A 23,330-nucleotide genomic window follows, 5' to 3' on the forward strand; every position below is an offset into this window, starting at 1 on the left:
AATGATCGAAGTGAGGAGCCGTATGCGTGAATTGCGCACGTACGGATCTGAGAGGGGTATGGGGCACAATCCGAGAAGGAAAGGCCCCGCCTACTCGACCAGGAATTTTCGGCTGTAGTGGCTCGATTAGGGGAAAAGACTGCAAAAGTGCAGGAATTTTTGCCGAAAACGGGTCTGAACGAGAGTTTGGGCGGAAAAGCCTGCACATTTGCAGGAATATTCCGCATCGAGCGAATCAGGGCGTAAAAAGATGTACTTTTGCAGGTTTTTGCGTGCGGTGCTGATCAGTAATGCGTTAGTGCAGGTTTTCTGCGCGATGCTAGACCGGGGAAGCGCCGGCGGATGAGGGGCGGAAGCGGGGCAAGGCATGAGACGATAGGAAAATTTTGATTCTATTTTCCTGTTCGGCAGTTGTGTTATGTTGAACTCAATCGGGCGGGGGCGGTACAGGTGGGCTTCCTGTTCTAATCTTTTTTGCATCAATTTTGTCCGTTAATAATATTTTATTTCAAAAAAAGGTTGATTTATTGTTGTAAAATGATATAAATTATTCTTGTAAGCGTTATATTTCATGAAAATAGAAAATTTAGGAGGTTAATGTTGCTAAATGCAATATGTCACTGAAAACTCTCCGATTTCTTGAAAGCGTTTGCCTTGGTAAAACAAATCGAAAGGGGAAGCTTTTAATGAACATGAAGCGGGCTATGAAAGTAATACCGGCTGTGACTTTGACAGCGACGTTAGTTTTATTGAGCGCGTGCGGCAAAGATGGCGGAGGCAGCGCCGGGGCAAGCGCGGCTCCAACCGGCAGCACTGCTGTGGGATCAAATGGAAGCGCTTCATTCTCTTATATGATGGCGGGCAAGTACGTGAACTGGCTGAAGGATTTGAAATGGTTTCCGGAACTGCAAAAAGCAACCGGCACTCAGGTCAATTTGGTTAACGGCGGGGAAGACGACGATGTTTATCAAAAAAATCTGGATTTGAAAATCGGATCGGGTCAATTCCCCGATGCCGGCATCGTATCGCTGGCCCAATCCGAGGTTTACGGCAAGCAGGGCGTGTTTGTGGATTTGAAGCCTCTCATCGACAAATTCGCGCCGAATATAAAAAGCTTTTTGGACAAAAATCCCGACTACAAAAATCTGGTGACCAACAAGGACGGTAACATCTTCGGTTTGCCGCAGGAATACCCGACTATTACCGGCGTTACTTTTTATCGCGAGGACATGTTTAAAAAGGCCGGTATTGCAAGCAACCCCAAAACGATACAAGAGTTTACGGACGATTTGAAAAAGCTGAAAGATACGTACAGCAGTGATCCTAACTTTTATCCGTTCACCGGACGCGACGGTTATCTCAAATTTGCCGAAGTGTTCGACGCTAACGATAAAGTGGATTCCAGCGGCAAGGTACACGGGATTTATGAGAACGGTCTAGGCTTCGATCTGAACAGCGCCGGGTTCAAAAAGCAAATCGAATGGTACAAACAGCTGTATGCGGATAAGCTCATCGATCCGGAGTGGGTGGCCGGCACCGCAACCGAAGAAACGTGGCAGACGAAAATGCTCACAGGCAAAGGAGCGATCGGCAACGACTTCTTTACGCGTCCGTCGTGGTTTATGAACAATGGCGGGCCGAAAAATGACCCGAACTACTCCATCAAGGTCATGGATCCGTTCATGACGATAAGCGGACAGCAAAGCAAGGTTCCGCCTGCGGCACAAAAATACAAAACGGACCGCGTGTTTGTCATCAATTCCAAATCGAAAGATAAAGCGGAGGCTATCGTCAAGTTTATGGATTATGTGTTCTCCGATCAAGGGAGAACGCTGATGGACTATGGCGTGGAAGGCCAATCCTACAAAGAAAACGGCGGCAAAAAAGAATTTACCGTCGAGTTTGCCAAAGAAGGCAACCAGCCGCTCGGCACGCCTGTCTGGAATTTCCTGCAGGACAGACTGACGTTCCCGGCGCCGGTCAACAACGCCGCTTATTATCAATGGATGGACCCGCTGACGAAATCTTTTGCAACGACTTATTTTGATAAGTTTACTGCTCTCGATTTGCCGATTATCAAATATTCGGCCGACCAGTTAAAGGAAAGAACAAGCTTGCTGGCCGCCGTGAAGCCGGAGCTGAACGCCAATCTCGTCAAGTTCATTACCGGTAAGCGGGATATGTCCCAGTGGGATGCGTTCCTGAAAGAGATGGATCAATTGGGTTACGGCAAAATCGTTCAAATCGATCAAGCCGGATTCGACGCCATGAAAAAATAGCTTGCGGCAGCGTTCACTCCATCCGTTCACGCAAGGGATGGAGTGAACGCTCAAACGCATGTCGGAACAGGAACGGGAACGGGAACGGGCTTTCAACCCATCGAAAAAAGGTGATTCCATATGAATGTACTAACCGAAAAGAAAACCGTCGGGAATGTAAGAACCGCAGCTCGGACCCGCAGCAGTTGGCTAAAGCCGATATGGGATGCGAGATTGCTGTATCTCATTCTTTTGCCGGGCCTTGTCCATATGATCATATTCAAGCTGCTGCCTTTGTTCGGACTCGTGATCGCGTTTGAGGATTATAACGTGTTTCAGGGCGTGTTTGGCAGCCAATGGGTCGGCTTGAAGCATTTTGTCACGTTTACGCACGATCCTTATTTCTGGAAACTTGTGGCGAACACGCTTTTGCTCGCTTTTTACAACCTGCTGTTCGTATTTCCGATTCCGATCGTCTTTGCGCTGTTTTTGAATGAAGTCCGCATTTCGTTTGTGAAGCGGTTTGTTCAGACGTTCAGCTTTTTCCCGTACTTTATTTCTTCCGCCGTCATGGTGAGCATTTTGTACAAACTGCTCTCTCCGCAGGGCGGTTTGGTCAACCAGGCGTTCGGGGCGATGGGAATCGAGCCTATTTTTTTCATGGCTGATCCCGGCTGGTTTCGCTCCTTGTATGTGGGCTTGAACGTCTGGCAGCTGTTCGGCTACAGCTCGATTATTTATTTGGCGGCGATGACGAGCATCGATCCGAGCTTGTACGAATCAGCCGAAATCGACGGGGCGAACCGCTGGCAAAAAATAATGAAAGTGACGCTGCCCTCGATTTCCAGCACGATTGCGGTCATGTTTATTGTGAACATCGGCCAAATATTAACCGTCGACCTGGACAAAATTTTGCTCATGTACAACCCGAGCGTTTACGATACGGCGGATGTGATCCAAAGCTATGTGTACCGCCGCGCATTCGCGAATACGGGTTTCCCCGATTACAGCTTCGGGGCCGCTGTCGGCTTGGCGCAGTCGGTTGTCGCTTTCATACTGGTCATCGCCGCCAACAAGGGTTCGAAAAAATTCTCTGAATCCAGATTGTTCTAGGAGGCGATAGTGATGCGCACAAAAATACAAGCCTTCGACTTGGTCAACAATACGATTTTGATCATCATCGCCCTGGCGTGCGTATACCCGTTTCTCAATATTTTGGCGACTTCGCTGAGCGACGGTGCCTATGCCGCTTCCGGGCAGGTGTATGTGCTCCCCAAGGGCTTTAATTTCGAGACCTATAAATATATTTTGACAAATTCCAGAATCGGCGTGACTTCAGGGTTGATCAATTCCCTGTTCTATACGGTCGTCGGCGGAATCGTCGCAGTTGCCGTAACGTTCATGACAGCGTACCCTTTGTCCCGGAAAAGGCTGAAAGGACGCTACGTCATCATGACGGTTTTCATTTTCACCTGGGTTTTCGAAGCGGGAATCATTCCGAACTATATCATATATAACGCGCTCGATCTGGTGAACTCCCGGCTTGTCATGATACTGCCAATGGCTGTCAACACGTTTTTGCTTATCATTACGAAATCGTTTTTGGACGCTTTGCCGTACGAGCTGGAAGAGGCCGCTTTTATTGACGGGGCGAACGACTGGAAAATGATGTGGAAAGTGTTCTTCCCGCTGTGCAAGCCGATCATCGCTACGATTACGGTTTTCAACGCGGTGCTCATTTGGAATCAATTTTTGATTCCGGTCATTTATTTGCAGGACAGGAACTTGCAGCCGATTACCGTGATTTTATACAACATGATCATCAATTCCAGTAAATCGGGAACGACGCTTGAGAACATTACTGTCAATGGCTATCAGCTGCTGCCGCAAAATCTTCAAGCCGCGGCGATCTTTTTGGCGGTTTTGCCGATTTTGTTTGTTTATCCGTTCACGCAAAAATATTTCACCAAAGGCATGCTGCTGGGTTCCGTCAAGGGGTGATCCGCCTGCTGCTTTTGGACATTGACGATTGGGGGCATGAACGTGAAATACGCCAAACCTGTAACGCCTGAACAAATGGAGCATACCGTCATTTATCGAAATTCCGGCGAATTTTGCTCCTGGCCGTTTAACGGCGGCATGTGGAGAATCGCCAAGGACAACATTCTGGTCGCTTTTATGAACATTGCCTGCGATTATTCGATCCCGGGGAATTTGAACCATGACCGGGTCGAGACGTTCGGTAAAATTATCGGGGTGCGGACAAGAGACGGCGGGCGAACGTGGAGCGGGCCGATCGAGATCGCCGACAACAACAAACTGAACGACGAACTTCATTACGGCAGGCCGCACATCTGCACGGAAGGCTGGGATTTTGCCGATCCGAATACGCTTCTGGAATGCTGGTGCACGCCAAACTCGGCGGTCGGCCATGCGCAGGCATGGGTGAAAATGTCGAGCGACGGCGGAGAGACGTGGGGAGAGCCGGTGATGCTTCCCGATTGCGGAATTCCGCGCTATCAGGGAAGACCGTCGTACATCGTACGTCCGGACGGAGTCGTGCTGCTGTTCTTGACGGCAAGACCGCACAATAACGTTCATGACCGTCCGGTCGTGTTCGCCTCTTTCGACCAAGGCTGCAACTGGGCGCTCGTTTCGTTGATGCCGCACAGCAACGAATACCGGGTCATCTGCCCGTCACCGGTTATGCTGCAGGACGGCACGATTGTCGTGGCGGTCAGATGCAAGCCGTCCATGGTTGCGGCGTGGGATGAGCTTTACGCCTCGGAAGACGGCGGGCTGACCTGGCGCTTAGTCTCGCGGATCAACGATCACGGGGATACGGTGCATTTGACGCGGATGGAAGACGGCCGCCTGTTTGCCGTGTACGGGTACAGACGGCCGCCGTTCGGCATCCGGGCGCGCGTCAGCGAGGACAACGGGCTGACGTGGGGGCCCGAGCTGATTTTGCGCGACGATGGAGGAAGCAACGATCTCGGCTATCCGCGGGCCGTAGAAATAACCCCGGGCCAAATGCTCGCCTCCTATTATTTTAACGACCGTCACGACATCGTCCAGCAGCGGGGCGGAGTTCGGTATATCGGAGGCACGATCCTGAATTTGCGGCAATAAATGAACGCGCTCAAAGAGAAGCCCGGGACGATGGTTGTCATCATCCCGGGTTCTCTTTTTATGATCAATAGAAAAATAAAAAAATTCAGCCAGAACTAGAAGGAATTTCATAAAAGGCGGCGAAATAGGTACGTACTCAGTGCACCTACATATATTGAAGTAGTGCCAGGGACATGGAAATCAAGAAAAAGAGAGGTGAGGTCCTATGATGAAACCAGCAGGGGTCGTGCGAAAAGTCGATCAATTAGGGCGGATTGTACTGCCGAAGTCGCTTAGAAAACGGTATCAAATGAATGAAGGGGATCCTGTAGAAATTTTGGTTCAGGGCGACCATATCATTTTGGAAAGATACCGCCCCAAATGCGTGTTCTGCGGAAATATGGAGGCTGTCAGCGAGTTCAGAGAGCGCCATATTTGCAGCGTATGTCTGGGCGAAATGAACATGCTGAAAACCCAAGTATAAGCTGTCGACGCAAAGAAAAAGCATCGCTCTCAACGGAGAACGGATGCTTTTTTTGCGTTTAAGAGGCGCATGGCTTACAGGCCTCTGGTTTTATCCTCGTTATAAGCAGCCGTCATCATGGCGACAATAAACAGCACGAACGTCGTAATGACCAGCCAAAAGGTAGATGATAATCCAAACATATTGTGCACCTCCTATAAAATTGAACGCTTACAGCCACAATTAAAATCTATTATACCCAACCTGCGAAAAAAAAGAAACAAATTAATGTGAAATTTTCTCATTTGAAAAACAGGAAGTGCGTGGCGAGCGGCCTCAGCTTTCCGTCCGACGGGCGGTTAATGACGCTGCCGTTGAAGATGAGGGTGGAGGACCCGCCCCCATCCAGATTGTAGGCGTCGACGATGCCGAGCTGCTGCAGCTTGTCCTGCAGCTCCGCCAGCGTCGCTCCGGAATTGCCGCTTTCATCCTGCCCGTCGGTGACGACGAACAAGAGCTGGTCGTGCTTGTAGCTGCCGACGACGGTCCGCGCGGCTCTGGCCGGCGAGCTCTGCCATACGGCGGGAATCGACGTCTTGCCGCCGTTCTTCAGCAGCGTCGGAACAAAGGTCGAGCCCATCAGCGGGTTCAGCTTGTCCAGCTCCGACTGGCTGCTGAATTTGCCGCCGATCAGCTTGCGGTCTTTGTTCAGTCCGATAAAGATCGAATCGTTGTTGCTCGGAAAAAATCCGTTTACATATTTGCCACCGATGATCGTCGTATCCAGCGGAAAGCGTCTGCCTTTGCTGTCGTCGGCAAAACCGCCGGCGTTCACGCCAGCAATCGCGCCGTACCGTTTGGCGGCATCCAGCGTCGTTTCGCTGCTGCCCATCTTGTCGTTGCCCAGCACGAGTTTGACCGCTTTATCGCTCTTGAGGTTCACTTTCAGGGCATACCCGGAATAATTGCTGTCGCTCAGCGCGAACAGCTTCAAGTCGATATTGCCGGAAGACGCTTGCCGGATCGGGCTGCCCAGCTTCGCGGTAATCCGGTTGTCGTAGATCAGGCCGGGCTTCGCGGCTTGGGCGATGGCGCTTGTGAGCATGCCGGCCACTTCTGCGTTGCTCTTTTCGTACAGTTCAAAATATTTCTCGATCGTCGATTTGGTTGCCGCGGCATCGCCGTTCGCCTGATCCAGCTTGCCGTTCATGACCTGCGCCTCGCTGCGGATCGAAAAGCCGGACGCGGCTGGGGCGGCAAGTCCCGGCATCTGCACATGCGTGTTCACGAAGAGCAGCCAAACCAGCATGCCGAGAAAGGGGGCCAAAGCGAGCAAAAAAAGACGGTTGATTTGTTGAATCGAATTCATTATTTCAACACATCCAGACTTTTCTCCAGCTCGTCCAGCTTTTTCTTCACATCGGCTAGCTGGGTGTACAGCTGGTTGCTGTTGTCTGTTTTGCTGTTTGCGCTATCTTTCGTAAAAGCGAGCAGTTCGTTGAGCGAGTCCACTTTCTTCTGCAGGGCGGACATGTCCGTGGTCACGCTTTGCTTCAAATCGCTGACCTGCTTTTGGTAATCCGCTTGAATCGCCTGCAATTGCTGTTGGGTCTGGCCGGCAATGTCCGCTGCGATTTGCTGTCTCAAATGCTCGGTGTACAGCACGGTTGCCGTCACTCCGATCGCGATCAGGAGAGCCCAGCCCAGAAACAGGTAGATGTACGTTTTTCTCTTTGCCTTGGATGCCTTCGATGGTCTCGAAATTGCGTTCGCGGCAGTCGTCTCGATAGGCATGTTCATGAAAATCACCTCTGTCATAGTAGTATAGCATAACGCCGTTTAAGTCTTAGACCTGTTTTTTGCGGTATTCGTTCGGGGAGACTCCCTCTTGTTTTTTGAACACTTTGCTGAAATATTTCTCGTCCTGGTATCCGACCATTTCGGCGATTTGCGAGATGCGCAGGTGCGGATTCAGCAGCAGCAGCTTCGCTTTGTCCATGCGGATTTGCCCCAGGTAGTCGGACAGATTGACGGAAAACTCCTGCTTGAATTTGCGGGAAATGTACTCCCGGCTGAGAAAGAAGCGGCCCGCAATATCCTGCAAAGTGATATCCTCATGATAATGATTTTCCAAATATTTGGAAATTTCGAAAATGACGTTTTTATCCTGCTGCCGGTGCGCCATCATGACCTTGGAAAGCTGCACCATATTGCGCGTGAGCTCCTGCTGCCATACGGACAAGGACAAAATGCCGCGCTCATCCAGCGGAATAATGATGCCAGCGGGATCGTCCGCGACGATTTCCTTGTATTCGTCCTCGCTGAGGCCGGGGTTCATTTCCTGCACCCAGCGGCGCTTCAGCACGCAGTATTCCCGCCACCAGCGGTCGAGGTGATCGGGCGTCACGGTATCCAGCTGCTTGATGGCATCCATCCACAGCTTTACGGCCGTTTGAATTTGTTCGGCGCTGCTGCTTTGGACGGCAAGATGGATGCGCTCCTCGAAATCGCTGAACTGCGGCATCCGGCCGGCCGGCTTAAGCGGCTTGCCGGCGCTATGTATCCAGGTTTCCTTGGACAGCAGATTGCGCTGTCTGAGCGCATCCCGCGCTTCCTGATACGAAGCGGAGAGACCGGCCGGGAACGGCATGACGCTGCCCAGGCCCAAATCAACGCGGCTGCGCAGCGCCGAGCGCATCCCGTCGTTAATTTGCGCGAGCAGCGTCTCCGCCTCGCCAAGCTCTTTCCATAGCAACAGCACGATTTCGTTGCCGTTGTTCCAGTAACGGAAGGCAAAGCCGCGCTGCCTGACGCGCAAAAATTCATTGCAAATATTAATGAGAGAAAAAAACAATAAATCCAGGTTCTGGGCGAATTTGTCCTTGAGCGTGCGCTCCATCGTATCCAGGCTCAGGACGGCCGCTCTGCAGCTTGCCGTGCCTGGCGCAAGTCCAAGCTCTTTTTCCAGCTGTTCCGCGCAGCTGTCGTAGGAAGAAGGCTCGGCAAGCAGGCCTGAAAGCAGCTTGTCCCAATAGACCGGCTTCAGCTGATTCATTTCGATGTTGCGGTTCAGCTCCGTCTGGCGAAGCTCTTCTTCCTTGCGCCAGGCATGGATGGCCTTCTCCAGCGCCTCGTTAAGCTGCTCGGCGTCGATCGGCTTGAGGATATAGTCGGTTCCGCCGTATTTCACCGTATGTCTCAGCAAAGCGAAATCGTCATGGCCGCTGATCACGATCGTTTTGCTCTCCGGGGCGTGAGCGTACAGCCATTCGAGCAGCTGCGCGCCGTTTTTATTCGGCATCAGCATGTCCGTCATAATGATTTCCGGCTTCTCCGACCGGATGCAGCTCATGGCCGCATCGCCATCCGCAGCTTCGAGAACCGTGTCGATCCCGTGCTGCCGCCAATCTACGAGCAGGCGAATCGCATCCCGGACATGTTTTTCGTCGTCGACGATGAGTGCTTTCATTCCGTTGCATCCTTTTGTAATGGTATGGTAATGACGATTCGCAATCCCTGCGGCTCGTTGGCGCTGATTTGCAAGTCGGCCTCATCGGAAAAATAAAGCCGTATGCGCAGCAGCACGTTGCTCAGGCCGATGCCGTCATCGTCGGCAGACACTTTGCGGAGCGTTTGCCTGACTTCCTGCAAACGTCCTTCCGTCATGCCTTGTCCGTTGTCTTCGACCTGAATTTGCAGCACATTGCGATGATCTTCTACAATTTTCGTCGTTTGAATGCGTAGCAGCCCCGGTCCAAGGCTCGGCTTGAAGCCGTGCTTGAAATAATTTTCCACCAGCGGCTGCAAAATCATTTTGGGCACCGGTATCGCATAGGTGCTCTCTTCGATGCTGAAAGAAATGTCTAATTGCTGCTCGAAGCGCTGTTTTTGCAGCTCCAGGTACGATTTGACATGATCCAGCTCCTTGCGCAGCGGCACGACGGATTCGCTTGTGTTCATGCTGTAATGCATCATTTTCGCCAGAGACGAGATGAGCGCGTAAATTCTGGGCGCCTCATGCTGGAGGGCCAAAGTGCCGATCGATTGCAGGGCATTGTTCAAAAAATGCGGGTTAATCTGCGCCTGCAGCGCCATCAGCTGATTGGATTTGTTGGCAAGCTCCAGCCTGTATTCCCTCAGCACCATCTGATTCAAATCCTGAATCAGCGTATGGAAGCGGTTGGCCAGAATGCCCAGCTCATCGGTTCGTTCAAGCTCGATATCCGCGTGCATCTGGCCCGTTTGAATGCGCGTGATGTAGCGGATCAGCTTTTTGATAGGAGCTGTGAAGCGGATCGAGATATAGATCGTGCCGATAATAGCTATAATAAGCGAGAGCGTAAGGATGAACAAATTGATCAGCGTCAACTGGCGGGCGTTCTCGTACAGCTTGCCGTAAGGCAGGCGTTTCACGATGATCCAGTCCACGGAATCGGTTTTCATCTTTTCATACAGATTGATGCCTGCGAGACTGCCTTTTTTCCACTCGATCGTTCCCTGCTCCTGCTCGCTATGTACGGCTTCGCTCACCCAGGCTTCCTGCAAAGGCTGCCCCCATTTGGCCGGGTCCGGACCGAATACGATCTTGCCCTCGTTATCCAAAATGTACAGTTCCTCTTTGCCCTCTTCATATAAATTGCGGCAGATGGAAGCGATCAGATCCAGATTGAGATCGATGACCAGTTCGCCGAGCGTATCGTTTGCGGGCGAGTAAATAATTTTGCGATGCATAGACAGGACAGGTTCGGGAGCAGTATAACTGGTAAGCGGAATGTCATAATTGCCGCTCATATGAGTGGTCTCGAAGTAGATGACTTTGTGCTCCGGAAATGGCTTCAACTCCGGATATTTGCCCTCTGCGCTGCGGCGGATCTCATTGACGATCAGGTAGGACCGGTTGCTGGAACCGGCATACATATAGATTTGTTTGATTTCTTTGATGGAATGGTACATGTCAAGCAGGCTGAGCGTGACTTCCTTGTCGCTCTGGTAGTCGATTTCTTGATTGTAGAGCAAAATATTGTACCATTTCTCATTCGTATAGATCGTCAGCGACGTTTGCATAACGCTGTTCAGGTAATTCAGCAAATTGGCCTTGCCTTGCGCGAGCAGGGCGGAATTGTTCTTGATGGTATCCTCGGTCACCTTCTGATTCGTAAACCAATAGGAAACGATCAAAGACGTGGCAAAGGGGATAAGCAGAGCCGCCAGCAAAAAAAGAATCAGCTTGTTGCGGATGCTGTTTTTGATCAAAAGGCATCAACTCGGTTCGCTGTAGGTGTTTTTCCCCTACAATTGTAGCAGGTGAGGTCAACAAATTCCACCTAAAGCGTCACCATAGTCGGTGTTGGGCTCCCCGCAACGAATCTATACTTGGTATATAGTTATTTCATCGCAAGGGGGCAAATCCCGTGAAAAACAACAAAGGAATGGCAGGGCTTCTCCAGCAATGGGTATTCGTCGGCCCGGCACTGCTCTTTTTCCTCGTCATTGTCGTTATCCCTTTTCTCATGAGCATTTATTATTCGTTCACGGAATGGAACGGCGTTACTACGGACGTCAAATTCAACGGCTTGGACAACTTTAAGCAAATTTTGCTGCATGACGACGATTACCGCAATGCGTTTTGGTTCACGACCAGATTGACCGTAACCAACGTCATTTTGACCAATGCGGTCGGGTTTCTGCTGGCGCTGCTGCTCACTCAGGCGCTCAAAACGAGAAATGTGCTCCGCACGGTATTTTTTATGCCCAACGTCATCGGCGGGCTGCTGCTCGGATTTATTTGGCAGTTCATTTTTGTCAAAGGCTTCGCTACGCTCGGCGACCTGACGCACATCGGATTTTTTGAACTGCCATGGCTCGGCGACGCGCCGACGGCTTTCTGGGGAATCGTCATCGTCAGCGTATGGCAGGGGGCCGGATATTTGATGATCATCTACATCGCAGCTCTGTCGAACGTGCCCAAAGATATGCTGGAAGCGGCTTACATCGACGGCGCGTCGCGCATGCAGGTGCTGCGCAGCATCATCGTTCCGCTCATTATGCCGGCTGTAACCGTCTGCCTGTTCCTGACGATTTCGTGGTCCTTCAAAATTTTCGACCTGAACTTCTCGCTGACGAAGGGCGGTCCTTTCAATTCGACGGAATCGGTCTCGATCAACATTTATCAGGAAGCGTTCCGCAACAACCGGTACGGTCTGGGCACGGCCAAAGCGTTCATATTTTTCATCGTGGTTGCGATCATATCGACTATCCAGGTGATGTATACCAAACGGAAGGAGGTCGAAGTGTAAATGGATGCAGCCAAAAAATATTCCGCGCGCCTGCTGTCGCTTGAAGTGCTCGGCATTCTGGTCGCGCTGCTGTTTCTGGTGCCTTTTTACTTCGTCATCGTCAATTCGATGAAAACATTCCCCGAGTTGGCGGCGAATACGGCCAAGCTTCCGAAGAGCCTGAACTTCGACAATTTCGTTAAAGTATGGTCGATCATGAAGTTCCCGAAAGCGTTCTTCAACTCGTTGTTCATTACTGCTCTAAGCAATATCGGTCTCGTCGTGATCAGCTCGTTGGCCGCTTACCGGATGGTAAGAAGGCCGAGCAAGTTCAACAATCTGGTGTTTCTGGCTTTCGTGGCGGCCATGGTCATTCCGTTCCAATCCATTATGATTCCGCTGGTGCGCGTGGCCAGCCAGGTAGGACTGATGGACAGCAAATTGGGGCTCGTCGCGTGTTACTACGGATTCGGCGTTTCCCTGAACGTGTTCCTGTACCACGGCTTCATCAAATCGATCCCGCTGGAGATCGAAGAATCGGCGACAGTCGACGGAAGCTCGGCTTACGGCGTGTTTTGGAGAATCGTGTTTCCTCTTCTGAAGCCGATGTCGATCACCATTATTATTTTGAACAGCTTGTGGATATGGAACGATTATTTGCTGCCGTCGCTCGTCCTGGGCAGTCCGGAACTGCGCACGATTCCGCTCGCTACGTTCTCTTTCTTCGGCCAGTATACGAAGCAGTGGGATTTGGCCCTTGCAGGTCTGACGCTCAGCGTGCTTCCTATCGTCATCTTCTTCCTGTCGCTGCAGCGGCATATTGTCGAGGGCATTACGGCAGGATCGGTCAAAGGATAGAACAAGCATTGTATCTAATAAATAGCTGTTTTGTTTAATATCTTCCACCTTAATGTTCAATATTGTCCGTGTTGCGGAGTTACGCAGCAGCTTACAATAAACCGTGTAAGGCGAAACGAACCATAAAAAGGGAGGCTCACTCAAATGAAAAAATTGACGATGCTCAGCATGGCGGCGGTGCTCACTCTATCTGTGGCAGCGGCCGGATGCGCAAAAAAAGATGAGACAGCGCCGGCTCCGTCTTCGACGGCAGGAACGGCGGCAACAACAGCGCCGGCGGCCGGCGGCAAAGAAGTCACCATTAAAATGTTCCAATTTAAAGTAGAGATCGCAGACCAACTGGCGAAGCTCGTACAAGAATATCAGAAGCAAAATCCGAATGTGAAAATCCAGGTGGATACGGTAGGCGGCGGTGCCGACTACGGCGCGGCATTGCTGGCGAAATTCAACTCCGGCGACAAACCGGACATTTTCAACAACGGCGGCTTCTCCGACCTGGACAAATATATCGACAATCTGGAAGATCTCTCCGATCAGCCGTGGGTTAAAGATCTGGTCGACGTAGCCAAAGAGCCGATGACCAAAAACGGCAAGCTGTACGGCCAGCCGCTCAATCTGGAAGGCTACGGATTCATTTACAACAAAGACCTGTTCTCCCAAGCAGGCATCACCGAACTGCCCAAAACGCTAACGCAATTGGAAGATGCCGCGAAAAAGCTTCAGGCTAAAGGCATCACACCTTTCGAAAACGGCTATGCGGAGTGGTGGGTACTGGGCAACCATTTCGTGAACCTTCCGTTCGCTTATCAGCCGGACCCGAATGCGTTCATCGACGGATTGAACAAAGGAACGGCGAAAATTCCGGGCAACGAAGTGTTCAATAATTGGACGAAGCTGTTCGACCTTCAGTTGAAATACGGCAACAAAAACCCGCTGCAAACGGATTACAACACGCAGGTGACTGACTTCGCAACCGGCAAAGCGGCTATGACGCAGCAGGGCAACTGGACGCAAGTGCAAATTTCCAAAACGAATCCTGACATTAAAATCGGATTCCTGCCGATGCCGATCAGCGATGACGCGACAGCCAGCGATAAACTGTTTGTCGGCGTGCCGAACAACTGGGTTATCAACAAAAACTCGCCTGTAAAAGAAGAGGCGAAAAAATTCCTGAACTGGCTCGTGACCTCGGATACAGGCAAAAAATATATTACCGACGAATTCAAGTTTATCCCTGCCTTCAAATCGATCAATGCCGACGAGAAAGTGCTCGGGCCGTTGGCCGCCGATATTATCACTTACAGCAAAGCGAACAAAACGCTCAGCTGGAACTGGTTCAAATTCCCAGGTGGCGAAGCGTCGAGCAAAAAATTCGGCGATGCGATGCAAGGCTATGTCGCGAAAAAGTATACGAAGGATCAAATGCTGGATGAATTCCAGAAAACGTGGGATAGCCTCAAGAAGTAAGTCGATAACGAGCTTTAATGAAGCCTCAGCGTCTTTGCTGGGGCTTTTTGCCGTTTAACAGGGCCCAGGTACCCTGATACAATGAGAAAGATTGGAGGGTTGCCGCATATGTTAGGTCAAATTCAGACAAGACTTCTGGCCAAAAAGAATCCGCTTCCACTGGAAAAACGTCTATCGCGGGAAGCCATCATTTCGCTCACCATTCATTCGACCTTTCAATTCGGCGCTTCGATGTCGGGAGTATTCCTGAACTTGTATTTGTGGCGGCTCACGCAAAGTTTGGCTGTCAACGGCACGTACAACATCATCGTTTATTTGCTGACTCCGATCGGCTTCGCGCTTGGCGGCTGGATGATCAAGAAAAAAGACAGAATGGTATCGTACAGACTGGGAATCACGTTGATCGCCGCGTTTTATTTGTGCGTCATCCTTGCGCAGGGGAAGCTGGTCGATTACTACATGCTTTTTGCCGTTTTCAACGGTTTGGCGGCGGCTTTTTATTGGGTCGGTTATTTGACGCTGATGTATGACGTATCGACGGAACAGAACCGGATCCGGTATTTGGCGTTCAATATGATATTTTTTACGGCGGCGACGCTCGCCGGCCCTGCGCTGGCAGGCTTCATCATCCGTCAGGAGGAAGGGCTGCGCGGCTATACGATCGTTTTTTCCATCGCGTTCGTCATGTTCCTGATTGCTACGCTGATCAGCTTGAAAATCAAGGCGACGGGCGGTCATCACAAAGCTTATTATTTGAAATTCGCCGGGCTGCTGATGAAAAAAGACCGCAGGTGGCGGTATTCTTTGTTCGGATTTTTCGGCATGGGCCTGCTGCAGGGGACGATGCTGTTTCTTCCGAACATACTGCTGTTTAAAGTGCTGCCGCGGGAAGATTTGGTCGGATACCTGGGGGTGCTGTTTTCCAGCTTGAGCATCGTGACGGGCATTTTCATTTCCAAATATGCGCAGGCGTGCAAAGCACGCCTGTATTTGACCATATCGACGGCAGGTTATGTCATCGGCTCGCTGCTTTTGATCGGCAGCATGAATCTGGCTTCGGTCATCTGCTTTATGATTTTATATTCCATATTTTCACCTTTGCAAGGAAACACGATGACAGGCTATTACTACGGGCTGATCGCCAAGCTGCCGCTCAAAGGCGAGCTGCGCGTAGAGAGCGTTGTCACCAGAGAGCTCTTTTTGAACATCGGCCGGGTCATTTCAATTTTGTGCCTGATCGCTTTCGGGGGCGGGCTGGACGGAGGGTCGATTCCCTGGATTTTGACCGCCGCATCGCTTACCCAGTTCGGCATTGTGAAATTAATTAAAGATCATTAGCGGCATCGTCCGGGTACGGCATTGAATCGTCCGAGTGCGGGTATCCTACATACAGGAAGTGTAAATACAACCAGATTGCAGAAGAATGCGGGAAAAGAGGGCGCATAGGCTAATGGATCACTATGACAGCATAATCGTCGGCGGCGGCATCGCCGGTCTGCAAGCGGCCATACAGCTGGGAAGATACGAGCATCGGGTGCTCGTGATCGACGCCGGCTATGGCCGTTCTACGTTATGCCGCAGCTATCACAACGTGCTCGGCTGGCCGGACGGCATATCCGGCAGCGAGCTGAGACGGCTCGGCAGGCTGCAGGCGGAGCGGCTCGGCGTCGTTTTCGTCCGGGGCGAAGCGGTCCAGGCGGTCCGAAAGGGCGAAGACGGTGCGGGATTCGAGCTGTGGGACCAAACGGGCAAAAGCTATGAGGCCGTCACACTGCTGCTCGCGACAGGATTGCTGGACAGCTTTCCCGATCTGCCCGGCTTGACAAGCTGTCTTGGCCTTACCGTCTACGTATGTCCGGATTGCGACGGCTACGAAATCAGCGGCAGGCGGACGATCGTCTTGGGCTCAGGCGACGCGGGAGCCGGTATGGCGATAACGTTAAGCAGCCGGACAAGGGAGATCGTCTATATCAATCACGGGAAAAAAACGGTCAAGGAAGAGCTTATGAAGCGGCTTGAGCAGCTCGGCATTGCCTGCATCGCGGAGGATATCAAGGAAGTGTCGTCGAGCGGGGACGGCGAATTTCACGGTGTCCGGCTCGCGGACGGGAGGCCGATCGAGGCGGAACGGGGCTTCATCGCCTTCGGCGGCAATGAAGTGAAATCCGATCTGGCCCGCCAACTGGGCGCGGAACGGCTGGAGAACCGCCACATCATGACCGATCCGCGCAGCAAAATGACCAGCGTACCGAACCTTTGGGCGGCCGGAGATGTCGGCGTGCATGCGGAGCAAGTTACGATCGCCATGGGCGAAGGCTCCCAGGCCGCGATTTGGATGCACAAGGCGCTGATCAAGCGGAAGGAAGCGGAGCTTGGGCGAAAAGAGCCGGTTCGGAGTTGATAAGCTCGGGAGAGGAGCGTTGAAGGCGAGACTCCTAAGGAGTCTCGGAAACCTGCTCGTCGAAGGCGGACGCTACTTCCGGTCAGACGGCAGGAAGCGGAGCTTGGTCGGAAAGCGCCGTCGGAGCTGATAAGCTCGGGAGAAGAGCGTAGATGGCGAGACTCCTAGGGAGCCTCGGAAGCGGGATCGCTGAAGGCGGACGCTACTTCCGAATATGTATCCAGCGCCTGCTCGCCGAGCGGGGTAATGCCGTAGATGCCCCGGCTTTGGCGGACGAACCAGCGGTAAAAGTTTTTTTGCAGCAGATCGCCGGCCGCCTTGTTGCCGGTCAGTTCGCGAAGCCGGCGCGGGCTTAACGGCCCCTGCCGGCGGATCAGATAGGCGCAGTGCAACGATTTTTCGCGGTAGGCGGTCATCAGTTTCCGCTGGGTGCTGCCGCCTACGTTGTAATCTCCGCTCCGTTCGCGAAATTCGTGAACGACCCGGGCGGCTGCGCGCTTATTGTGGCGCGGCGTGTAAGGAACGGGCTCGCAGACGATGTCGACTGCGGGTTGTTTGCGTTTGTAAAATTGCACGGTTATGATCCCGAGGCCGAGCCTCCGGCATAAGCGCCGCACGTCGTCCCAATGCAAGCGGTGCGGAGCGCGCCCTTTGTTCGGCAGCTCGAAGGCGACGTACACCTGATCGGTCATTTTCAAGCGGTCGATTCCTTGCACGAGCAGCGGAATGTTGAAGCTCTTTTTAAGCTCGACGATGACGGGAGGCTCCTCGCCCCGCATGGCGACCAGGTCGCAATGCTTCACCTCGCCGCGGACCGTATATCCCAGCTTTTCGAAGTATTGTTTGATCGGAGCGTACAGCTCCGTTTCGCTTTGAATCGGCATAACGGCAAACGTCCTCCTGCGCTGGAATGCTGAAGTAGTTGTACCATTATAGCACAGGATTTGATAGAATAGGGACAGATCTACTTGTACGTACATGTTCAGAGGGGATGCCCGGGACGACCGGGGGCTTTATGGGGCAATTGCACGAATTCGTGGGAGGATGAGGACAATGAAATCGACTCAAGGGGATTCCGTATTGGACGCATGGCTGGACCAAAGCTTTGATTGCGAATGCGGCAAACGGCATGAGGTGCCGATCCGCCGCATCGTCATCGAGCGCGGCGCATTGGAGGCGGTGGCCGGCTATGTGAAAGAAGCCGGCTACAGCCATGTGACGCTTGTTGCGGACGGCAAGACGCAGCATGCGGCGGGAGAAAAGCTGCGCGGGCTGTTGGAAGCGGCGCAGCTGAACGTTTCGGTCAGCGTGATTCGCGAGAACACGCTGGGCGAGGTTGCCGCCGACGAGGAGGCGATCGTGCAGGTACTGCTCGATACGCCGCTGGCGTCGCAGGCGCTTGTGGCCGTGGGCGCGGGCACCGTCCACGACATCGTGCGCTTCGCCGCCCACCGGACGAAGCGGCCGTTCTTGTCCGTGCCGACGGCCCCGTCCGTCGACGGCTTCGCGTCCGTGGGCGCGCCGCTGATCGTCCGCGGCTTCAAGCAGACGATCGCCTGCTCCGCCCCGGAGGCGATCTTCGCCGACCTCGCCTTGCTGGCGGAGGCGCCGCAGGCGATGGTCGCGGCCGGCTTCGGCGACATGCTCGGCAAGTTCACATCGCTTGCCGACTGGGCGCTGGGCCGCCTGCTGCTGGACGAGCACTACTGCGAGCTGTGCGCGCGGCTGACCGTGCAGGCCGTGGAGCTGTGCACGGCCCATTTGGACGAGATCGCCGCGCGCAGCGATCTCGGCATGCAAAAGCTGATGGAAGGCCTGATTTTATCCGGCATTTCCATGCTCCTGATCGGCCATTCGCGGCCGGCCTCGGGGGCGGAGCACCATCTCTCCCATTACTGGGAGATGGTGCTTCTGCAGCAGCGCCGCCGGGCGCTGCTGCACGGCGCGAAGGTCGGCGTCGCGACCGTGATGATGGCGCAGCGCTACCAGGCGCTGCTCGCGGTCACGGCCGGCGAGGCCGCCGCGCGCCTCGCGCAAAGCGCTGTCCTGGGCGGCGCGGCGGATGCGGAGCGCATCCGGCAAGCCTACGGGGACATGGCCGGGCAGGTCATCGCCGAGAATTTCCCGGCGGATGCTGCGGCCGTCGATGCGCGCGCGCTGAAGGCGCGCATCGCGGAAAAATGGGGCGATGTGCAGGACATCGCCCGTACGGTCCCTGCACCCGAGCAGCTTAGCGCGTGGCTCGCGGCGGTGCAGGGACCGGTGACGCCCGGGCAGCTCGGCGTGGAGCCGGAGCTGGTTGAGGCGTCACTTCGGGATGCGCTGTTCGTGCGCAACCGGTTCACGATCTTGCGCTTGCAGCGGCTGCTGTAAGCGCCGAGCAAGGCGGCAGAAAGCGATCTTCGTTGCTTTCTGCCGCCTTTTTGTTGGCGTCCTTTGGGAGCGCCGCTCGCTCAGCGCAGCGTCTGCCTTGAAACCAACACGCCGGAGCCGGTAACCCATCTACCTGGTTGCGCGTAAAAAACCTGCAAAAGTACAGTTTTTGCTCGACGGATACGTTATCCACGACAAATTCCTGCAATTGTGCAGCTTTTTCGCCTCGAACATGGGCTCAGATTCATTTTCATCGAAAATTCCTGCACAATCGCAGGCTTTTTGACCAAATGAACCATTTTTGCAGAAAAAACCTGCACTTTCGCAGTTTTTTCCCTGCCAAGCCGCTTGATCCCCCCACTTCAGCTCTGCAATCCGAGCATGGAGTGGCGTGGATTGGAGAAGAGCGGCTATGCCCCCTCTAACCTAACAATCTGTTTTTCGCAGGTTTTTTACGCGTTTTTAGAGTTCCGTCTCTCCAATGTTCGTTTTCTGGTGCAGCTTGAAAAGTACAGCTTTGTCGATGCAAACGGGCCGTTTCGGGGAAAAGTCTGCGATTATGCAGGAATCTCCAGTTTAGATGGACTAGAACGGTAGTTTTGGTGGAAAAAGCCGCAAATGTGATCGACCGACCGCCGCCAAGCAGCGCAACACCACGCACTGGGAGTTACGCGCGGTGCGAAAAAGTCCAATGAATTTCCCCTTACATGAGAGGAGGGGCATTCGCCTCCATTCCTATGCGCAATCTGGCGCGGAAGGTGTGGGAGTCCTGCCATTTAAGCGTTCTGCACGATGGTGAGTTAGTCGTGCTGCACCAGGCGGAGAGCCCCGGAAAGATCCGCATTTCCATCGAAGTGGGCTCCAAATTCGACGCGCTGCATACGGTATCGGGGCGGCTCCTGCTCGCTCACCTTCAGCAGGAAGAAAGAGAGCGTTATTTGGCGGAACACGAGGGGTATCAAGCGGCGGATGCCGAAGAGCGGCAGTGCATCGTCTCGGAGCTGGATATGAAATCCATATGTGGATCGCGATATCGCCGTGCTGGCGGGCAATCCGAAGGTCGGGCTGGCGGCCGCTGTGGCCGTGCCCAGCCTGATCGTATCGGGGAGGCAACTGGCGATCGAGCTTTTAAGGAAAGAACTGACCTTCTGCGCGCTTGAAATTACGAAAGCTATGGGGCTCAGCTCCGCTTCCGAACAGGGCTGATTTTTTGGCCTTTTGCATCGGCAAGAAAGCCGGTCTTTCACGTCTGCGGCAAAAATTTCGGGAAACTTATCCTCCATGAGTGCATAGGATTGTAATACACAATTCACCATCACGAGCCGACCTGGCATCACAAAGGGGGCTGTGAAAGGAGGTACCCATGGACATATTTAAAAGAATCACGGAGCATCGTACGGAGAAGGAAATGCTGGCCTGGACCGGTACGTTCGCGGAGTACATAGAGCTGGTTCGCAGTAACCCTGGCCTCTCGAAAACCGCACACTCCCGTGTTTACGAAATGATCGCGTCGCAAGGCATTAACGATGAAACCGGCAATAAATCTTACAAATTTTTTAATCAGGAAATGTTCGGCCTTGACCGCGCTATCGAGAAGCTGGTGGAAGAATATTTTCACTCCGCCGCCCGCCGTCTGGATGTCCGCAAGCGGATACTGCTGCTGATGGGGCCTGTCAGTGGAGGAAAATCGACCATTGTGACCATGCTCAAGCGGGGGCTTGAACAATTCTCCAAAACGGACCGCGGTGCCGTCTACGCCATTAAAGGCTGTCCGATGCATGAAGATCCGCTTCATTTGATTCCGCATGAGCTTCGCTCCGAAGTGGAGCGCGAGCTCGGCGTGCGCATTGAGGGAACTTTGTGCCCGTCCTGCCAAATGCGTCTGAAAACGGAGTACAAAGGATGCATCGAGGACGTGCTCGTCGAGCGCGTGCTTATTTCCGAGGAAGGGCGGGTCGGCATCGGGACGTTCAGCCCGTCGGACCCCAAATCGCAGGATATCGCGGATTTGACGGGAAGTATAGATTTTTCGACCATCACGGAGTACGGCTCCGAATCCGACCCGCGGGCTTACCGTTTTGACGGGGAATTGAACAAGGCGAACCGCGGCATCATGGAATTTCAGGAAATGCTCAAATGCGACGAGAAGTTTCTTTGGAACTTGCTGTCTTTGACCCAGGAGGGCAACTTTAAGGCAGGCAGGTTTGCGCTTATTTCCGCCGACGAGCTGATCATCGCGCATACGAACGAGACGGAGTACAAATCGTTTATCGCCAACAAAAAAAATGAAGCACTGCAATCGCGGATGATCGTGATGCCGATTCCTTACAACCTCAGAGTTGCCGACGAGGAAAAAATTTACTACAAACTCATCGGGCAGAGCGACATGTCGCACATTCATATTGCTCCGCACGCCTTGAGAGTCGCGGCTATTTTCTCGATTCTCACGCGACTGAAGGAAACGAAAAAACAAGGCATGGATCTTGTCAAAAAAATGCGCATGTATGACGGCGAAGCCGTCGAGGGCTACAAGGAAGCGGATTTGAAAGAGATGCAAAACGAGTTTATCGAGGAAGGCATGAGCGGAATCGATCCGCGGTATGTCATTAACCGCATCTCAAGCGCCTTGATCCGCCAGGATCTTCAGTGCATTAACGCGTTGGATGTGCTTCGCGCCTTGAAAGACGGGCTGGATCAGCATCCGTCCATCACAAAAGACGAGCGGGAGCGCTACCTCAACTTTATTTCCATAGCGCGCAAGGAATACGACGATATCGCCAAGAAAGAGGTGCAAAAAGCGTTCGTCTACTCTTTTGAGGAGTCGGCCAAAACGCTGTTTGACAATTACCTCGACAACATCGAAGCCTACTGCAACTGGGGCAAAATTAAAGATCCGCTTACCGGCGAGGAAATGGATCCGGATGAGCGGCTGATGCGCTCGATCGAGGAGCAGATCGGCATTTCCGAAAATGCAAAGAAAGCGTTCCGCGAAGAAATTCTCATTCGCATTTCGTCGTACTCCCGCAAAGGCAAAAAATTCGATTACAGCAGCCATGAACGGCTCCGCGAGGCGATTGAGAAAAAGCTGTTTGCCGACCTGAAAGATATTGTAAAAATCACGACATCGACCAAAACGCCGGATGAGAAGCAGCTTAAGAAAATCAACGACGTAACGAAACAATTGATCGACGAGCACGGATACTGCCCGGTTTGCGCGAATGAACTGCTTCGCTACGTAGGCAGCCTGTTAAACCGGTAATCCCGCTTGGTCGAAACGAAGACCGCCTCCCGAATTTGCGGATTCAGGGGAGCGGCGCGATGAAAACCGGCGTGCCGCGAAGAGAACTCGCACCCGGTGCTCCCGGTGTGATGTAAAAACCACCGCGCGCAGAACGCCTGCAAAAGCACCATCGGCGGAGGCCGCGCGCGGAAAGCGGCAGAAGCACCGCCGTCGGCGGCCACCACGCAGAACGCCTGCAAAAGCACCATCGGCGGAGGCCGCGCGCGGAAAGCGGCAGAAGCACCGCCGTCGGTGGCCACCACGCAGAACGCCTGCAAAAGCACCGTCGGCGGCCGCCGCGCGCGGAAAGCGGCAAAAGCACCACCGTCGGCGGCCACCACGCAGAACGCCTGCAAAAGCACCATCGTCGGCCGCCGCACGCAAAAAGCCTGCAAAAGTGCATCTTTTTGCGCCGCGATATGCCGGATGAGGATTATTCCTGCAAATCTGCAGTTTTTTTTGCTAAAATGCGGGTCTCCGCCCACGTTGATCGGAAATTCCTGTACAATTGCAGGCTTTTCGCTGAAATGAGCCATTTTTAGGGAAAAAACCTGCACTTTCGCAGGTTTTTTCCCTGCCAGCCGCTTTGCGCCTCCCACTTCGGCGTGCCAACCCGAGCGTGACGGCGGGGAAGAGTGGCTGCGCCCTCTCTGAGTCCTCTTTCGCCGGTTTCGCGAAAGCTGCTGCATCGGCCCCTCCGGCCCGATGGACGTCAAACCCTCCACGGAACGATCGTACCGTGGAGGGAACGCTCCGCCCGGGGCCGGCGGAACGATGAAAACCACCGCGCCGGCCCTCCGGCCGCTCAGCGCCCAAAAGCCTCCATCCCTTACGGATATGGAGG

20 protein-coding genes and 1 pseudogene are annotated in these 23,330 nt (G+C 53.3%); 15 read left to right on the forward strand and 6 right to left on the reverse strand.

All coding sequences use genetic code 11. From position 1 onward, the window contains the following. Nucleotides 1-686: 686 nt before the first annotated feature. From AC6RNO_RS26880 to AC6RNO_RS26900, 5 genes are all read left to right on the forward strand, one after another. A complete protein-coding gene (locus AC6RNO_RS26880; RefSeq protein ID WP_497107353.1) occupies nt 687-2,279 on the forward strand; it encodes a type 2 periplasmic-binding domain-containing protein in 1,593 nt (530 codons plus the stop codon). 120 nt (nt 2,280-2,399) lie between these two features. Next, entirely contained in the window at nt 2,400-3,371 is a 972-nt protein-coding gene (locus AC6RNO_RS26885) for an ABC transporter permease (RefSeq protein WP_474683494.1), read from the forward strand. 12 nt (nt 3,372-3,383) lie between these two features. Further along, nucleotides 3,384-4,259: a carbohydrate ABC transporter permease gene (locus tag AC6RNO_RS26890; RefSeq protein WP_474683495.1), complete on the forward strand. Its 876-nt coding sequence runs from the start codon at nt 3,384-3,386 to the stop codon at nt 4,257-4,259. 42 nt (nt 4,260-4,301) lie between these two features. After that, the gene (locus AC6RNO_RS26895) at nt 4,302-5,390 is read left to right on the forward strand and encodes a sialidase family protein (RefSeq protein WP_474683496.1); all 1,089 of its coding nucleotides are present in this window, start codon (nt 4,302-4,304) and stop codon (nt 5,388-5,390) included. Between the two features lie 208 nt (nt 5,391-5,598). Further along, nucleotides 5,599-5,853 (forward strand): AbrB/MazE/SpoVT family DNA-binding domain-containing protein, encoded by a 255-nt coding sequence (locus AC6RNO_RS26900; RefSeq protein ID WP_474683664.1) that lies wholly within the window; start codon nt 5,599-5,601, stop codon nt 5,851-5,853. 280 nt (nt 5,854-6,133) lie between these two features. On the opposite strand, the gene AC6RNO_RS26905 is transcribed toward AC6RNO_RS26900, so the two are convergent. From AC6RNO_RS26905 to AC6RNO_RS26920, 4 genes are read right to left on the reverse strand one after another with little or no spacing between them, the layout of a single operon-like run. After that, nucleotides 6,134-7,201, reverse strand: coding sequence for a phosphodiester glycosidase family protein (locus tag AC6RNO_RS26905; RefSeq protein WP_497107354.1), 1,068 nt, complete (start codon nt 7,199-7,201; stop codon nt 6,134-6,136). Further along, on the reverse strand, nt 7,201-7,632 hold the full coding sequence (locus AC6RNO_RS26910) for a hypothetical protein (protein WP_497107355.1): 432 nt from the start codon (nt 7,630-7,632) through the stop codon (nt 7,201-7,203). The genes AC6RNO_RS26905 and AC6RNO_RS26910 overlap by 1 nt, the downstream gene beginning before the upstream one ends. A 46-nt stretch (nt 7,633-7,678) precedes the next feature. Then, nucleotides 7,679-9,301: a response regulator gene (locus AC6RNO_RS26915; RefSeq protein WP_497107356.1), complete on the reverse strand. Its 1,623-nt coding sequence runs from the start codon at nt 9,299-9,301 to the stop codon at nt 7,679-7,681. Continuing rightward, entirely contained in the window at nt 9,298-11,085 is a 1,788-nt protein-coding gene (locus AC6RNO_RS26920; protein WP_497107357.1) for a histidine kinase, read from the reverse strand. The genes AC6RNO_RS26915 and AC6RNO_RS26920 overlap by 4 nt, the downstream gene beginning before the upstream one ends. Before the next feature lie 176 nt (nt 11,086-11,261). Between AC6RNO_RS26920 and AC6RNO_RS26925 the strand changes: the two genes are divergently transcribed. The 5 genes from AC6RNO_RS26925 to AC6RNO_RS26945 all read left to right on the forward strand — a co-directional run bounded on the left by AC6RNO_RS26925 (nt 11,262) and on the right by AC6RNO_RS26945 (nt 16,833). Next, nucleotides 11,262-12,128 (forward strand): carbohydrate ABC transporter permease, encoded by an 867-nt coding sequence (locus AC6RNO_RS26925; protein ID WP_474683665.1) that lies wholly within the window; start codon nt 11,262-11,264, stop codon nt 12,126-12,128. Beyond that, a complete protein-coding gene (locus tag AC6RNO_RS26930; RefSeq protein ID WP_497107358.1) occupies nt 12,129-12,965 on the forward strand; it encodes an ABC transporter permease subunit in 837 nt (278 codons plus the stop codon). A gap of 144 nt (nt 12,966-13,109) precedes the next feature. After that, a complete protein-coding gene (locus AC6RNO_RS26935) occupies nt 13,110-14,432 on the forward strand; it encodes an extracellular solute-binding protein (protein WP_497107359.1) in 1,323 nt (440 codons plus the stop codon). A 108-nt stretch (nt 14,433-14,540) separates the two neighbouring features. Next, entirely contained in the window at nt 14,541-15,770 is a 1,230-nt protein-coding gene (locus tag AC6RNO_RS26940) for an MFS transporter (RefSeq protein ID WP_474683503.1), read from the forward strand. Nucleotides 15,771-15,882: 112 nt separating this feature from the next. Next, nucleotides 15,883-16,833 (forward strand): NAD(P)/FAD-dependent oxidoreductase, encoded by a 951-nt coding sequence (locus tag AC6RNO_RS26945; RefSeq protein WP_474683504.1) that lies wholly within the window; start codon nt 15,883-15,885, stop codon nt 16,831-16,833. Between the two features lie 164 nt (nt 16,834-16,997). Here the strand turns inward: AC6RNO_RS26945 and AC6RNO_RS26950 are convergent, their stop codons facing one another. Continuing rightward, complete coding sequence (locus tag AC6RNO_RS26950; RefSeq protein WP_497107360.1) at nt 16,998-17,717, reverse strand: DUF2161 family putative PD-(D/E)XK-type phosphodiesterase; 720 nt, start codon at nt 17,715-17,717, stop codon at nt 16,998-17,000. Nucleotides 17,718-17,886: 169 nt separating this feature from the next. On the opposite strand from AC6RNO_RS26950, the gene AC6RNO_RS26955 reads away from it, so the two are divergent. The 5 genes and pseudogenes from AC6RNO_RS26955 to AC6RNO_RS26975 all read left to right on the forward strand — a co-directional run bounded on the left by AC6RNO_RS26955 (nt 17,887) and on the right by AC6RNO_RS26975 (nt 22,465). After that, complete coding sequence (locus AC6RNO_RS26955) at nt 17,887-19,206, forward strand: iron-containing alcohol dehydrogenase (protein WP_497107361.1); 1,320 nt, start codon at nt 17,887-17,889, stop codon at nt 19,204-19,206. A gap of 396 nt (nt 19,207-19,602) precedes the next feature. Beyond that, nucleotides 19,603-19,803, forward strand: a complete 201-nt coding sequence (locus tag AC6RNO_RS26960) for a hypothetical protein (RefSeq protein WP_488437046.1) — start codon at nt 19,603-19,605, stop codon at nt 19,801-19,803. Nucleotides 19,804-19,943: 140 nt separating this feature from the next. After that, a pseudogene (locus tag AC6RNO_RS26965) lies at nt 19,944-20,159 on the forward strand (IclR family transcriptional regulator domain-containing protein); the annotation flags it as partial. 67 nt (nt 20,160-20,226) lie between these two features. Continuing rightward, on the forward strand, nt 20,227-20,412 hold the full coding sequence (locus AC6RNO_RS26970) for a hypothetical protein (RefSeq protein ID WP_474683671.1): 186 nt from the start codon (nt 20,227-20,229) through the stop codon (nt 20,410-20,412). A gap of 157 nt (nt 20,413-20,569) precedes the next feature. Continuing rightward, a complete protein-coding gene (locus tag AC6RNO_RS26975; RefSeq protein ID WP_488437045.1) occupies nt 20,570-22,465 on the forward strand; it encodes a PrkA family serine protein kinase in 1,896 nt (631 codons plus the stop codon). Here AC6RNO_RS26975 and AC6RNO_RS26980 read toward each other — a convergent pair. Continuing rightward, nucleotides 22,438-23,085 carry a hypothetical protein gene (locus AC6RNO_RS26980; RefSeq protein ID WP_497107362.1) on the reverse strand — a complete coding sequence of 216 codons (648 nt, stop codon included), beginning with the start codon at nt 23,083-23,085 and terminating at the stop codon, nt 22,438-22,440. The two genes, AC6RNO_RS26975 and AC6RNO_RS26980, sit on opposite strands and share 28 nt — an antisense overlap. Between the last annotated feature and the right edge of the window lie 245 nt (nt 23,086-23,330).

Source organism: Paenibacillus sp. sgz302190 (assembly GCF_059820445.1).